At 54.2% G+C, this 14,601-nt stretch carries 13 protein-coding genes and 1 riboswitch; of the genes, 6 read left to right on the forward strand and 7 right to left on the reverse strand.

What is annotated here, in order from left to right; translation table 11 throughout:
* Nucleotides 1–598 precede the first annotated feature (598 nt).
* Both BS300_RS07650 and BS300_RS07655 read left to right on the forward strand, forming a co-directional pair.
* Nucleotides 599–2,017: an AAA family ATPase gene (locus BS300_RS07650; protein ID WP_071911903.1), complete on the forward strand. Its 1,419-nt coding sequence runs from the start codon at nt 599–601 to the stop codon at nt 2,015–2,017.
* Nucleotides 2,004–2,642, forward strand: coding sequence for an HNH endonuclease (locus tag BS300_RS07655; RefSeq protein WP_071911905.1), 639 nt, complete (start codon nt 2,004–2,006; stop codon nt 2,640–2,642). The genes BS300_RS07650 and BS300_RS07655 overlap by 14 nt, the downstream gene beginning before the upstream one ends.
* Before the next feature lie 180 nt (nt 2,643–2,822).
* On the opposite strand, the gene thrC is transcribed toward BS300_RS07655, so the two are convergent.
* From thrC to BS300_RS07675, 4 genes are all read right to left on the reverse strand, one after another.
* Nucleotides 2,823–4,097, reverse strand: a complete 1,275-nt coding sequence (thrC, locus tag BS300_RS07660; RefSeq protein ID WP_071911907.1) for a threonine synthase — start codon at nt 4,095–4,097, stop codon at nt 2,823–2,825.
* Nucleotides 4,094–5,074, reverse strand: a complete 981-nt coding sequence (thrB, locus tag BS300_RS07665) for a homoserine kinase (RefSeq protein ID WP_043851269.1) — start codon at nt 5,072–5,074, stop codon at nt 4,094–4,096. The genes thrC and thrB overlap by 4 nt, the downstream gene beginning before the upstream one ends.
* A 2-nt stretch (nt 5,075–5,076) precedes the next feature.
* On the reverse strand, nt 5,077–7,554 hold the full coding sequence (thrA, locus tag BS300_RS07670) for a bifunctional aspartate kinase/homoserine dehydrogenase I (RefSeq protein WP_071911909.1): 2,478 nt from the start codon (nt 7,552–7,554) through the stop codon (nt 5,077–5,079).
* A 260-nt stretch (nt 7,555–7,814) separates the two neighbouring features.
* Nucleotides 7,815–8,507 carry a tRNA/rRNA methyltransferase gene (locus BS300_RS07675; protein ID WP_041208306.1) on the reverse strand — a complete coding sequence of 231 codons (693 nt, stop codon included), beginning with the start codon at nt 8,505–8,507 and terminating at the stop codon, nt 7,815–7,817.
* 206 nt (nt 8,508–8,713) lie between these two features.
* Between BS300_RS07675 and aceK the strand changes: the two genes are divergently transcribed.
* Entirely contained in the window at nt 8,714–10,441 is a 1,728-nt protein-coding gene (aceK, locus tag BS300_RS07680) for a bifunctional isocitrate dehydrogenase kinase/phosphatase (protein ID WP_041208305.1), read from the forward strand.
* Nucleotides 10,442–10,519: 78 nt separating this feature from the next.
* Here aceK and tesB read toward each other — a convergent pair whose 3' ends face one another.
* Nucleotides 10,520–11,386, reverse strand: coding sequence for an acyl-CoA thioesterase II (tesB, locus tag BS300_RS07685; RefSeq protein WP_042032451.1), 867 nt, complete (start codon nt 11,384–11,386; stop codon nt 10,520–10,522).
* 172 nt (nt 11,387–11,558) lie between these two features.
* Between tesB and BS300_RS07690 the strand changes: the two genes are divergently transcribed.
* From BS300_RS07690 to BS300_RS07700, 3 genes are all read left to right on the forward strand, one after another.
* Nucleotides 11,559–12,293, forward strand: a complete 735-nt coding sequence (locus BS300_RS07690) for a transporter substrate-binding domain-containing protein (RefSeq protein WP_071911911.1) — start codon at nt 11,559–11,561, stop codon at nt 12,291–12,293.
* Nucleotides 12,294–12,600: 307 nt separating this feature from the next.
* Nucleotides 12,601–12,677: riboswitch (Fluoride riboswitch) on the forward strand.
* Between the two features lie 67 nt (nt 12,678–12,744).
* The gene (crcB, locus tag BS300_RS07695; protein ID WP_033116160.1) at nt 12,745–13,128 is read left to right on the forward strand and encodes a fluoride efflux transporter CrcB; all 384 of its coding nucleotides are present in this window, start codon (nt 12,745–12,747) and stop codon (nt 13,126–13,128) included.
* 11 nt (nt 13,129–13,139) lie between these two features.
* Nucleotides 13,140–13,457 carry a DUF190 domain-containing protein gene (locus BS300_RS07700; RefSeq protein WP_043851430.1) on the forward strand — a complete coding sequence of 106 codons (318 nt, stop codon included), beginning with the start codon at nt 13,140–13,142 and terminating at the stop codon, nt 13,455–13,457.
* Between the two features lie 376 nt (nt 13,458–13,833).
* Here BS300_RS07700 and BS300_RS21065 read toward each other — a convergent pair whose 3' ends face one another.
* Entirely contained in the window at nt 13,834–14,280 is a 447-nt protein-coding gene (locus BS300_RS21065; protein ID WP_143241737.1) for a hypothetical protein, read from the reverse strand.
* A 69-nt stretch (nt 14,281–14,349) separates the two neighbouring features.
* The gene (locus BS300_RS07705; RefSeq protein WP_071911913.1) at nt 14,350–14,598 is read right to left on the reverse strand and encodes a hypothetical protein; all 249 of its coding nucleotides are present in this window, start codon (nt 14,596–14,598) and stop codon (nt 14,350–14,352) included.
* Nucleotides 14,599–14,601: the final 3 nt, after the last annotated feature.

The following is a 14,601-nucleotide window of genomic DNA, read 5'->3' on the forward strand; positions in this document are numbered from 1 at the left end:
TGCATGACGGTGTGTTGCAAATGGCAGTGATTGCAACAGCTGATTGTTGCCGCAGATCCCCCGCCTCGCCAGCTTGGGAGAGGGAGCACAGGGCAACCATCGCCCGCACTATAGCGCCGATTGGCAGAGCGGGATTGCCCCTGCCAGCAAGTCTTCAGCGGCAAGCCCGCCGTGTTCCTTCCCGCAACACCCGCCAACCCCAATAAAATCAAGAGCTATGGAAATCCAGTGCCCAGCCTCTGCTGTTTTTTGAGCCAACGCATAAAACGCAGATATTCCTGATAGTTACGTCAATTTTTGACTGGTGAGTTCAGATTCGTTTGGCTTAACATAGCCATCCGGTGCCTATTGCTGCGATAGGTTGCCGCCATCGCTGATTAATAGAGCATTTTGGAATGCTGTAATCCACGGGCGGTAGCATTGCTTACACCAAACTATACGGCAATCAAGAATGAGAGGCTCAAAAATTCCATTAGATGGATTAAATGTGCTTTATTAATATAAACATAGAATTTACAGGGTTTAACTTCCATTAATTAAAAGTTAGCAACCTAAGTATTCACCAAACAATAGATATGACAAAATTAAGTAGGGAAAGATGATAATAAACTCAGTTTTATTAGACAAAAAAAGATACAAACTCGTAGACAATGAATATTGCAGTGAAGCAAATGCCTTCACAGTCATTGTCGGGAGCAATGGCACTGGGAAAAGTCGGATATTAAAAAGAATAACTAACAATGTAAAAAACATAGATAACAGAGATCTTAGAATACCATCTAATTACAGTAGGCAGTTAGATGTAGATATTGATGGATTTAAAACAAGTTTTTATTCTCCAATAAGTGAATCCAGATCTTTTATTAGCAATGATAAAATAAATGTAGATACTGTAGTGGATGGTATTAAAGTCATAGCAGTAACTACAACTCCATTCGATAAATTTCCCGTGGAATATAAAGGGAGAGAGGTATATAGATATAATGATGAAGACAGATACACTTATATAGGTCTTAAAGTTTCTAAAAATTCACTCAATCAATCAAACTACATTAATCTTTTAGCTCGTTCAATGTTAAAGAATGACAACATATTAAACAACAAGAAATTATTTTCTTTATTAAAATTAGCTCCCAACGTGGAGGTTCTTTTCAAAACAAAGCTCCCTCCTTACGAACCGATAGTAAGATTATATAACGGAAAGAAAAGAACATATACTAGTACTGAGTTTAATTTTGAGTATTTTACTCGACTAATATCTCATCACTACAAACTAATATCCGAAAAACTACACGGTTCTAAAGAACATTTATACAATGCTTACAAGGCTTATGTTGAATGTAGCCCTTATCTTTCATGTATGTTGTCACCAACCAATAATATCCCTCGTTCATCGCTACTATACTTATTGGACATTGGCATAATCAATGCGTCAGACATTGTTTTTTTCAACGAGAATGAATTTGAACCAATAGCAATTTCAGACCTTAGTTCAGGTCAGAAATGCATGATCCTAACATTATTAAATATAGCTGGGTCCATATCAGACAATTCCATTGTTTGTATCGATGAACCAGAAATAAGTCTACATCCAAAATGGCAAAAAGAATTCATGAAAACTTTGATAGAATTTTTTAGCGAATATAAAAAGTGCCATTTCATTATTGCAACACATTCCCCCTTAATAATTTCTCAACTATCCATGAAGAACTGTTTTATTTTAAACATGGATATAGGGTTCGCCAAAAAAGCTCGTGATTATCAGAACATGTCGTCAGATTATCAATTAGTTGAGATATTTGGGGTGACAGGAAATAACAATGAATATTTAAATAGAGTTGTTGTGTCACTTCTTTCAAAGTTAAGTTCCAAAGGGGAATTAAATAAACAAGAAAGAACAACACTAGATCATTTAACAAAATTAAAACTTTCAATGAACGATAATGATTCAGTTAAAGAACTTATTAGCATTCTAGAATTAGCATGGGATGAGGTGACCAAAAATGCAAATAAGTAGTGTCATCTTTAATGATGCAGAGAAACAAAAAATAAAAAGCATTATCGAAAGAGATGACTTTGGCCCCGAATTCTGGTCAGACAAAGATATTGAAGATCTAAAATCAAAAATAAAATCTCATTATCTTGCCGAACAAAAAAATACTTGCCCATATTGTCAACAAAAAATAAACTCTAACCATGGTCGATATTGGGATATTGAACATATAATTCCACGTTCACTTGCTCCTACATTTATGTTTGAGCCACTTAACTTGTGTGTTTCGTGCGTAGACTGCAATAGAGCAAAATCCGACAAAAAAGTAACAAATAGCAAGGCCGTAAAAAAATACCCCCAAGACAGCGCTAGCTTTTTTATTGTTCACCCACTAATTGACGACTACCACAGCAATATTATTGTCATCAAACCTGGTCGTTATTATTTAGCCAAAAAAAGTAAAGGCGAAAAAACCATTGAAGTTTGTAAGCTAAATAGATTTTATGAGTTTGCAGAATTTGGCGCAAGCGTACAAGATGATGACCGTATTTTTCATCTATCTGAGGAGTTACGTAAAACTCAAGATGAAACACATAAAAAAGCAATACGTAAATTAATCGCGGAATTAGCGATTAAGGGGGCAGCGTAATGAAATGCCCATGTAGCCGTCTAGTACCTGAACATAGAACTAATACGGGGGGATAATCTCGCTGGTTATCTGGCTTATCGAGCAACAGCTCGGACTTGAGCCACCTTTCCTTCTGCAGAAACAAAAAATCCCCCGTTACCGGGGGATTTTTATTTCTATCGGTTATCTCAGCTCGGCGGCTTAACCCACCAAAAACGCCCTTAACCGGGCAAACTCCGCTGGCAAATTAACGGAGAGCAGCGGCAGCTCGGCGTGTTTGGCCAGCGGGCCGGGCAGCGGCACATCGAGATGCAGGATCTCATCCACTGACTCCTTGAACTTGGCGGGATGGGCGGTGCAGAGGAACACCCCCACTTCATCCTCGGCCAGCTGTTCCCCCAGTAGATCCCAGGCAATGGCGCCGTGGGGTTCACACAGGTAATCCAGCTGGTGCAGCCGTTTCAGGGCATCGCGAGTCTGGGCGTCATCACGCATACCAGAGCCTAAGGTCTCCAGCGCCCAGCCCTTGCGACGGCAGAGCTCTTCCACTCGCGGCCAGTTGTTGGGGCGGCTCACATCCATGGCGTTCGACAGGGTGGCCACTGTCTGGTGCGGCTCCCACTGACCGGTTTTCAGGTAGCGCGGCACGGTATCGTTGGCGTTGGTGGCGGCGATAAAGCGCTTCACCGGCAGCCCCAGCGCCTTGGCGATAAGACCTGCGGTGAGGTTGCCAAAGTTGCCGGACGGCACGCTGATCACCGCCTTGGCGCGGGAGGCTTGCGGCAGCTGGGCCACCGCCTCGAAGTAGTAGCAAACCTGCGCCAGCAGACGGCTGATGTTGATGGAGTTGGCGGAGTTGAGGCCAATGGCCTTTTTCAGCGCTTCGTCGTCAAAGGCCTGTTTTACCAGCGCCTGACAGGCATCGAAGTCGCCGTCGATGGCGATGGTGCGGATATTGCCGCCGAGGGTGCAGAAGAGCTTCTCCTGCAAGGGGCTGATCTTGCCCTTGGGATAGAGGATCACCACCTCGATCCCCTCCAGCCCGTAGAAGGCGTGGGCCACGGCGGCGCCGGTGTCGCCGGAGGTGGCGGTGAGGATAGTGATCTTGTCGTTGGTTCTAAAGGCGGCGAGGCACTGGGCCATAAAGCGGCCGCCGAAATCCTTGAACGCCAGGGTCGGGCCGTGGAACAGCTCAAGGGCATAGGTGCCATCTTTCAATTTGACCAGCGGCGCCGGGAAGGTGAAGGCGGCGTTGATAAGCTCGCTCACCTTGGCAGCGGGCACTTCGTCCCCCAGCAGGTGGCTCAGGATGCGGGCGGAGCGTTCCGCCAGCGGCAGATCCAGCAGGGCATCCACATCGGCGAGCGGTTCGAGTTGTTCGGGGAAGAAGAGCCCCTGTTCGCGACCCAAGCCCTGACGCACCGCCTGCGCGAAGCTCACCTGTTCGCTGTTGTCCTTGATGTTATAGAGATTCATAGCTCGCTTCCTGTTACCCGTGCCCCGGCCATGTCCAGTTTGCAGACCCGGGCAAATCCATCTTCGTTCTGCACGAAATGTGCTTCCATCCAATCCTTCATCCGTTCGGCCTGCGCCAGCTCCTTCATCACCACAAACACGGTGGGGCCGGAGCCGGAGATGCCGGTGGCCAGCGCCCCGTTCTGGGCCGCCTGCGCCCGCACCTCGGCAAAGCCTTCGATCAGCGCCGCGCGGTAGGGCTCGGCAATCACGTCTTTCAACACGCTCGCAGCCAGCGGCTCCTGCCCGGTGTAGCTGGCGTGGACAAAGGCAGCCAGGCGGCGGCCATAGGTGAGGCAATCCTGACGGCGATATTGGGCCGGCAGAATGGCGCGAGCCGCGGCGGTGGAGACCACAGTGCCCGGGTAGCAGACCACCCAGTACCACTCGTCAAACACCGGAATGCCCTGGCTGATAACACCCGCCTCCTCCACCACCAGCTGCATGCCACCGAGATAACAGGGGGCGACGTTGTCGTAGTGAACGGAGCCGGAGATGCGCCCCTCCATCTCCCCCATCAGCAGCAGCAGGGCGTGCTCGTCGAGAGGCTCGCCGTGAAAGGCGTTGAGCCCTTCCAGTGCCGCCACCACGCTGCAGGCGCTGGAACCCAGACCGGAGCCGACCGGCAGGTTCTTCTCCAGCACCATCTCGAGCGGCTTGAGACCAAGGCCGCGCTTCTCCAGCGCCTCGCCATAGGCCACCCAGCAGTCGTAGAGGATATTCTTTTTCGGATCGTCCGGCAGCTTGTGGGCATAGCGGCCCACGGCGGAGAGGGCGAACGGCACGTCAGCCGCTTTTACCTGCACCCGATCGCCGAGCAGAGAGCCATCCACGGGGGCGAGCGCCGCCCCCAGTACATCGAATCCCACGCTCAGGTTGGCGCTGGAGGCGGGTGCATAGGCGACCACGCTACTGCTCTGGTACATGTCTGAACTCATGCTTATAGCTCCTGCTTCCAGTTCTGGGTGCGCAGCACGTCGGCAAAAACGCCCGCCGCGGTCACTTCGGTACCGGCGCCATAACCGCGCAGCACCAGCGGGATCGGCTGGTAGTAGGTGGAGAAGAAGGCGAGCGCGTTCTCCCCGTCTTTGACCTTGAACAGCGGCTCGTCGGCCCCGACCGCCTTGATGGCGACCTTGCACTTGCCACCTTCAATGGAGCCCACATAGCGCAGCACCTTGCCTTCACGCTGGGCCGCGGCGAACTGGTCGCGGAACCAGCCATCGGCCTCCGGCAGGCGGGCCATAAAGGCTTCCACGTCGCCGCTGGCGTCAAAGCCCGGCGGCAGCGCCTGCTCCACCTCGACATCGGAGAGCTCCAGCGCCATGCCGGCCTCGCGAGCCAGGATCAGCAGCTTGCGCGCCACATCCATGCCGTTGAGATCGTCGCGGGGATCCGGCTCGGTAAAGCCGTTGCCGCGGGCGATCTTGGTCGCCTCGGAGAAGGCCATCCCCTCGTCCAGCTTGCCGAAGATAAAGGAGAGGGAACCGGAGAGGATGCCATCGAAGGCACGCAGCTTGTCACCGGCCATGATGAGGTTTTGCAGGTTCTCGATAACCGGCAGACCGGCGCCCACGTTGGTCTCGTACAGGAACTTGCGGCGAGTCTGGCGGGCGGTGCGGCGCAGCGCCTTGTAGTAATCGAGCGAACCGGTGTTGGCCTTCTTGTTGGGAGTGACCACATGGAAACCTGCGGCGAGGAAGTCGGCGTACTGGACGGCCACCGCCTCGGAGGAGGTGCAGTCAACGATCACCGGGTTGATGATGTGACTCTCCTCCACCAGCTTTTTCACCCCCTCCAGCGAGAAGCTGTCGCGGGCTTCCACCAGCTGTTCGCGCCAGTTGGCAAGGTTCAGACCATCCTTGTTGACCGCCATCTGGCGGCTGTTGGCGATGCCCACCACCCGCAGGCCAGTGCCCTGCTCGGCCAGTACCGGCTGCTGGCGGGCAATCTGATCCACCAGCGCGGCGCCGACGCCGCCGACACCGACCACAAAGAGATCGATAAAGTGCTGGCTACCGAAGAAGTTCTGGTGGCACGCCTTGATCGCTTCCGCCACCTTGCCAGAGCGCACCACCGCCGAGATGGAGCGCTCGCTGGAGCCCTGCGCGATGGCGACGATATTGATGGAGGCCTGCGCCAGCGAAGTGAAGAAGCGGGCAGCCATCCCTTTGCTGGTGCGCATGCCGTCACCGATGAGGGAGATGATGGCCAGATCGTTCATGATTTCGAGCGGGTCGAGCAGCTGGTTTTTGAATTCGAGCTCGAACTCGCGCTCCAGCACCTTGCGAGTCTTCTCACTGTCGTAGCTATGGATACAGAAGCTGACGCTGTATTCGGAAGATGACTGGGTGATCAGCACAATGCTGACCCCGGCGCGGGAGACGGCGGAGAAGATGCGACCGGCCATGCCGACCATCCCCTTCATGCCGGGGCCGGAGACGTTGAACATGCACATGCCGGCCAAGTCGGAGATGGCCTTCACTTTCAGGTCATCATCGCCGCTCTCGGGGCCGATCAGGGTGCCCGGCCCCTGCGGGTTGAAGCTGTTCTTGATGAGGCAGGGAATGTGGAACTGGGCCACCGGCGCGATGGTTTTCGGGTGCAGCACCTTGGCGCCGAAGTAGGAGAGCTCCATCGCCTCCTTGTAGGAGAGGGTTTTCAGCAAGTAGGCATCCGGCACCAGACGGGGGTCGCAGCTGTAGCAGCCCTCGACGTCAGTCCAGATCTCGCAGCACTCGGCATCGACACAGGCTGCCAGCACCGCGGCGCTGTAGTCGGAGCCGTTACGGCCCAGCAGCACAGTTTCACCCTTATCGCTGCCACCGGTAAAGCCCGGCATCAGGTAGAGGCATTGCTGCTTTTCTGCCACAACAGGACGCAAGCCCTTTGCGGCAAAGCGCACCCGGGAGGCTTCGATATCAACGTGGGCTTCGAGATAGCCGCCATCGGTCACCAGCAGCTCTTCCGGTACGATGAGACCCAGTTCGAGGCCACGCACCCGCAGCAGTTCGTGCATAAAGGCGATGGAGAGGTTCTCGCCACGGCTCAGGATGCGCGCCTGCACGTTGTCCGGGCAGAGCCCCAGCAGGCGGATGCCCTGCATCAGCCGCTCCACCTGATCCAGTTCGCTGGTCAGGCGAGCCTGCAGCGCCTTGTCATCCAGCGCCGGATAAGCCGCCTTCAACCCGGCCAGCAGGCGGGAGAAGATACCGTTCACTTCAAACAGGGTACTGCTGGCATCCATGCCACGGCTGGTCTGCTCCACCAGCGCCACCAGATGGTTGGTTACCTTGGCAGGAGCAGACAGCACCAGGGCTACCTGAGACTGGCCATGGGTATTCACCGCAATGTCGGCAACCCGTAAAAAACGCTCTGCGTCGGCCAGAGATGACCCGCCAAACTTCAACACTCTCATCGCTTTCTCTCCCTGTAATCCCTGCTGTATGACCGAAAAACCGGTCTGAAAATCATCCAACAAAAAGGCCCGTACTGGGTGGGTACGGGCCTTTTCTGATTTCTGTGCTTGTTCGTCAGCGCATCAACCGGCCCCAGTGCCACCTGTGGTGGTACCGGTAATAATGGTGGTGGTGATGATGTTGGTGAATAGCTGCATGACGAACACTCGTGAACGAAACTGGCTTTTAGCAATACCGCGCCGGGCGCAGGGCTGTCAACTTAAACCTCTTTACCAAGTTTGCGGGCAAGGTCCTTGCAGAGCAGGTGGAGCATGTTCAAATCCCGCTGCGGCAGCATGGGCACCCGGTCCATCACCCACTGATGCAGTTTTTCATCCTGCGAAACTCCGAGTTCACCCAGAATTTCTGCTGTTTTGCTTTTGAGCACGCGAACCTGTCCGCTGTTATCAATATTTTCTGCTGCGACACTTGCCTCATCGAGCAGCGGGCTCAGCTCGTAGGCGTAGAGCATGATCGCCTGCCCCAGATTGAGGGACGGGTAGCTCACCTTGAGCGGCAGATAGCTGATGAGGTCGACCTCGGCCAGCTGCTCGTTGGAGAGGCCAGACTCCTCGCAGCCAAAGACGATGGCCACCTTGTTGAGGGAGGGCTTGGCGCGGATTTGGTCGCGAATTTCAGCCGGGGTGAGGTAGTGCTGGTAGCGGCCACGCTGGCGGGCGGTAGTGGCGATCACCAGATCCATGTCGGCCAGCGCCTCGGGCAGGGTGTCGAACGCCTCGGCCTGGGCCAGGATCTCCTGCGCGCCGTGGGCCACCCAGCTCGCTTCATCCTCTTCGTGTACCCGGCTTGCCACCAGTCGCATGGCATCAAAGCCCATGGTTTTCATGGCGCGGGCGGCAGCGCCGACGTTGGCGGGGCGGGCAGGTGCCACCAGGACAAAATAGAGCTTCATCGGGTTTCCTCACAGGCCGGACGGCCTCTCAAACAGACGGCAAACAGTCGCTAAACCATCGCCAAAACAGGGGCGCAATCTACCGTTTATCCGCGAAAATTGCCACTTGAACAGATGTTTCAATGTTGCCATAGTGGCCTGACGCACGCCTTTTTTGCGCCCGTTTTCCGGCGCGTTCGGCCCGAAGAATCACAAGGAAGAGAGAGATGCAGCAGCCATTGGAACAGGCCGTCGCCGAGACCATCTTGCAACGGTTCGAGTCGTTTTACAGCCGGTTTCTCGAGATCACCCGCGGCAGCAAGAGCCGCTTCGAGAACAGCGACTGGCTGGGAGTGCAGCTGGCGGGGCGCGAGCGCATTCGCCTCTATGACCACCATGTGGGGGCCACCGCCAGCTCCATCCGCCAGATGATGGGAGAGCACCACGCCACCCAGGAATTGCTCAAGCGGGTCAAGGGGGCTTTCAGCGATCTGCTGCCCAAGTGCGAGAACTTCGAGGTGGCGGAGTCCTTCTTCAACTCCGTCTATCGCCGGATCTTTCGCCATCGCAATATCCGCGACGAGAACCTCTATATCCACCCCTTCGTCAGCCGCGGTGACAAACCCGATCTCGGCGCATTGCTGCGTATCTATCGCACCGATCTGGCCCACCTGCCGCAGACCCTGAGCCAGCTGCTCGGCGATTACAGCTTCACCCTCCCCTACGAGGACAAGCAGCGGGATATTGTCGACATTCACCGCCATCTTGCCGAGAACGGCCCGCAAATCCTTCATGATGAGCCCTTTGCCATCGAGCTATTGAAAGAGGTGTTCTACCGCAACAAGGGAGCCTATCTGGTGGGGCTTATTCGGGTGAAGGATCAGGTTTTCCCCTTTATCCTGCCCCTGCTCAGCACCGGCCAGAGCATCTATGTGGACACCGTCATCTTCGAGCCGGATCTCGCCTCCATCGTCTTTGGCTTCGCCCGCGCCTACTTTATGGTCTATGCCCGCGAACCGGCGCTGTTTGTCGCCTTCCTGCGCCAAATCATGCCCCACAAACCCGATTACGAGATCTACAACGCCATCGGCTGCCAGAAGCACGGCAAGACCGAACTCTATCGCCACTACCGCCACCATCTGGCCCAGAGTCGGGATCAGTTCATCATCGCCCCCGGCATCAAGGGGATGGTGATGAGCGTGTTCACCCTCCCCTCCTACGATGTGGTGTTCAAGGTGATCAAGGACGAGTTCACCCCGCCCAAGGAGGTGAGCCACGAGCAGGTCAAAGAGAAGTACCGGCTGGTCAAACAGCACGATCGGGTTGGCCGGATGGCCGACACCCAGGAGTTCACCAACTTCGAGTTTCCCCTCGATCGCATCTCGCCCGAGCTACTTGCCGAGCTCAAGACGGTGGCGCCGTCGGCCCTCACCATCACGGACGACAAGCTGGTGATCAAGCACCTCTACACCGAGCGCAAGATGATCCCGCTCAACCTCTATCTGGACAAGGCGGACGAGCAGCAGACCCGGCTCGCGCTGGAGGAGTACGGCAACGCCATCAAGCAGCTGGCGGCGGCCAACATCTTCCCGGGGGACATGCTGTTCAAGAACTTCGGCGTCACCCGCCACGGCCGGGTAGTGTTCTACGACTACGACGAGATCTGCTACATGACGGAGTGCAACTTCCGCCAGATCCCGCCGCCCCGCTATCCCGAGGATGAGTGGAGCGCCGAGCCCTGGTACTCGGTGGCCCCCAACGACATCTTCCCCGAGGAGTTCGCCACCTTCCTGCTGCAAAAGCCGCAGGTGCGGGAGATCATGTTGCAGCTGCACAAGGAGATGTTCGACGCCAACTACTGGAAGATGCTGCAGAGCAACATCAAGGTGGGGGTGTTCGAGGATGTCTATCCCTACCGGCGCAAGAAACGCTTCAAATACCAGCGCGGCGGCTGATCCCGCAGCGCCCGCGCACATCGCAGCAACGAAAACGGGGTGGCCCAAACCACCCCGTTTTGCTATCCGCTTTGCGCCTTAACTGCCGCGACGGCGGATCACCCCCTCCTGCATGGTGCTCGCCACCAGCACACCATCGCGGGTGAAGAACTGGCCGCGCACCAGACCACGACCGCTGCTGGCGCTCGGGCTGTCTACCACGTAGAGCAGCCAGTCGTCGAAGCGGAAATCCCGGTGGAACCACATGGAGTGATCGATGGTGGCCACCTGCATATCCGGCTCCCAGTAGGACACCCCGTGGGGCTGCAGCGAGGTGAGCAGGAAGTTGAAGTCGGAGGCGTAGGCCAGCAGGTATTTGTGCACCCGCAGATCGTCCGGCATCTGGCCGTTGGCCTTGAACCAGACGTGGCGCACAGGATCCTGCACCGTCGGCCGAATAGGGTCGACCAGGGTGACCGGGCGCATCTCGATGGGCTGCTCGCAGAGGATCTTGTCGCGCAGGGAGGCCGGGATCAGGTTCTCGTAGGGGCGCACCAGCTCCAGCTCGCTCTTGAGCTCCTCCGGCGGGGTGATGCCGGTCGGCATCTGCGCCTGATGCTCGAAACCGTCGGCCGGCACCTGAAACGAGGCGTTGAGATAGAAGATGGGCTTGCCGCCCTGAATCGCCTTGACCCGGCGGGTGGAGACGGTCTGGCCGTCGCGGATATTCTCCACGTCATAGACGATGGGACGGGTCACATCCCCCGGACGCAGGAAATAGGAGTGAAAACTGTGAACCTGACGGCCGGTCTCGACCGTCTGCTTGGCGGCTGACAAGGCCTGCCCCATTACCTGTCCGCCAAACACGGCCCGCAGACCGAGATCCTGGCTCTGGCCCCGAAACAGGCCCTCCTCGATTTTTTCCAGCGCCAGCAACGCCAGCAGCCCATCAAGTACCTTGCTCATTGTTCACTCCTCTGTCAGAGCCGCACAGGCTAACAAGCTCACCGGAGCAGAGCAACCGCCACGCGTCCGTTCATGTCGCCCGGAAGGCGCAGAAACAGTGCGCTTCGAATCTGTTTTTTCCCCGGTGAAACCGTTAATCTGAAAAAAGTCGATAGAGGCGGGGTCACCAGCCATGCACATTCGTTATCCACTCACCCTCTCTGTCGCTCATCCCTCTTTTTTGCGCCTGCGCCATCCGCTGCTTGCCCCTCTCCTTGCGCTCTCGCTGCTCCCCGCCAGCGCGGCGCAGAGCGCGGTGATCATCACCGGCGAACTGCCCCCCTACTCCTCTGCGGAGCTGGCCAATGGCGGCGAACTGGCAAGCAAGGTGCTCACCATTCTCAAAGCGGCTGGCCACCCGGACCTGCAGATCTCCTATCAGCCCTGGCCACGCGGACTTAAAAACATCGAGCTGGGCAACGCCATCGCGGCATTCCCCTTTACCTGGACCAACGAGCGCAGCAACAGCCTGCTGTTCAGCACCCCCATCGCCTTCGATATCCAGTCCTGGTACACCACGCCCGACAAGAAGGGGCTGGAATCCCCGCCCTGGCAGCAAAAAACCGCCTGCGTGCCCAAGGGGTGGTTCTCCGACGCCATCGAACGGGTCATCAACGATCAGGGGCTGATCGTCAGAACCACCAACCGCCTCAACCAGTGCGTCGAGCTGCTGAAAAAGGGCAAAGTCGATCTGGTGCCCATCAACGACACCTCGAAAAAGAACCTCTCCGAAGAGGACAGCGCCGCCCTCTACCGCCTCTCGCTGTTTCGCCAGAACGTCACCTTCTATCTGGTCACCTCCCGCAACGAAGAGGGGGAGAAGTTTATCCACGACTTCAACGACAAATGGAATGCCCAGGCCTACTGACACGACCGCCCCTCCAGCTCGCAGACACCGCCGCATATCCCCGCCCCCTGGCCGAAGAACACAGCCTGGCCGCATCGGCACCATCAATACCGCAGGATCGGAGGCCGTTGCCACCCCACTATTCGGTGACTCACTCTGCAACCACTTATGGGATTATTTCACTGGTGATACAGCGAGCCAGCAACTCGTTACATGGATGCAAAAATCATCGCATCGGACGGGAGCTTGGCTGGCCGACCCGCTTGCCACCATGGCTGGCCGACAAGACCAAACCGCGGCTCGACTTTTTCTCTGCGAAAGATACAATCCATGCACTGGAGATGGCATTCCTCCACATGCATACGCACACAAACCGCCGTTGTGGCTAATGATGCCTACGTTTCAGTCCAGGTCAGGGCTGCGTAGCATATGCACCACTGTCCTGGAGTCTCTGCACTAAAGGACGATTTATATGCTTAATTCGATTCTTGCCATCAGCGTTGGCGCCTCGTTCGGTGCCATATTTCGCTGGCTACTCGGCACATCCCTGAACGCTATCTTTCCAACCCTCCCGCTGGGCACTCTCGTGGCAAACTTGCTGGGAGGCTATCTGATCGGGATCGCTATCGCTTTCTTTTCCGCAAACCCCAATCTCCCCCCTGAATGGCGGCTGCTGGTGATCACCGGTTTTCTCGGCGGGTTGACCACCTTTTCAACATTCTCTGCTGAAGTCACTTCATTACTGCAGGCCGGTCGATTGGCCTGGGCAGGTGGGGCGATTTGTGTCCATGTACTGGGTTCGCTGGCTATGACTCTTGCCGGCATGTGGTCAATGTCAATGCTGCAACGGATGTGACAGGAGTATCTATGCAAGGCTATCAATTAACATTTTACACTCGCCAGGATCGCTCAATCGAGGGTCAACCATTGGCACAATGGCTGGTCGAGCAGGCTAAAGAGCTCGGTATTCAGGGGGCCACCCTGTTGGCTGCCAATGAAGGACTTGGGCATGATCGGCGTCTGCACTCGGCTCACTTTTTCGAACTGTCAGACCAGCCATTGGAAGTGACGTTTTCCGTCACTGACAACGAGGTAAACCTCATATTCGACCTGCTAAAGAAACACAACACGAGTGTGTTTTATACCTTGATGCCCATAGAGTTCGGGATGTCTGGCGATCGCTAATCTGGTAATCAAATCGCTATATCGCCTCTTATCTGGCATAAGAGGCGATATCGAAACCCACTTTTGGGGCTACCCCCCTGCATAGCAAGCACCACAGCACATCCGCCCACTATCAGCAGCATCGGCATCACGAATACCGCAGGATCGGAGGCAGTTGCCACTCCGCCATTAGGCTATCGACTCTTCCACCACGTCTCGGATTATTTCACTGGTGATACGGCGGACAAAAATTCGTTACATGGATGCAAAAGTCATCTCGGCAGATGGGAATCAGGTTGAACGACCAGCTTGCCAGCATGGCAGGCCGATAAAATAAAACACCGGCGCTAGGCCGGTATCTGGTGATGACTATGTCTTTACACCCCGCTAATACGCGTTAACAACCATAATAAAAGAGCATGAAAAATGACACCAAATAACATAATCTAGAAAGCCAAATTAAAACCGAAGAACTAGAAAACTCATATTTCAAAGTCAATTCGTTTAAAAAGGAAAAATCACCTACCTCATGACTTCTAACATACTGCAACCTACAATGAAAAAACAATAAAATAACACCAAAAAAGCCGACACAATAAGAAATAATTCGTTGATGAGGCTCACCATTAACCCATGACAAAGCTAATCCCATAGCACATGATATAAAAAAGAATATAGATGCCAGATTAGTCAGCCAACAAGACTTAAACATCACGCTATCCATAAACAAAAACACAGATCTAGAATCATTAAATTTTAATTTATTCCTAACATAAAAAACACCTGACAAAAAAATCAGCAAAACAAGAAAGGTTATCATTCCTGATGCAAACAATATCTTCATACGACCTTCCTTTTAACATGCATTAAAAAATATGGGTGCAAAATAATCCTCCTAATCGAGACTACGGCCCTAGCCTTTCTGTTTCTGTCGCTCTTGTAATTTGTGTTTGAGCCAAAGACCAATACCCAACACGGTTCCTCCTGCGAGAGCTTTATCTAAAGAGCCATATAAAAAATCATCCAAGTCAAATATAAAAATACCAGTTTTAAAATATACCACAACTAATACCAGCGCATTACCAAAAACATCAAGAAAAATCATAAAAATATTACTTAATATAATAAATTTGATGAGATCCCAGAGGTTAATTTTTTTCATTTT

The organism is Aeromonas sp. SCS5, from assembly GCF_001887375.1.
Taxonomy (GTDB): domain Bacteria; phylum Pseudomonadota; class Gammaproteobacteria; order Enterobacterales; family Aeromonadaceae; genus Aeromonas; species Aeromonas jandaei.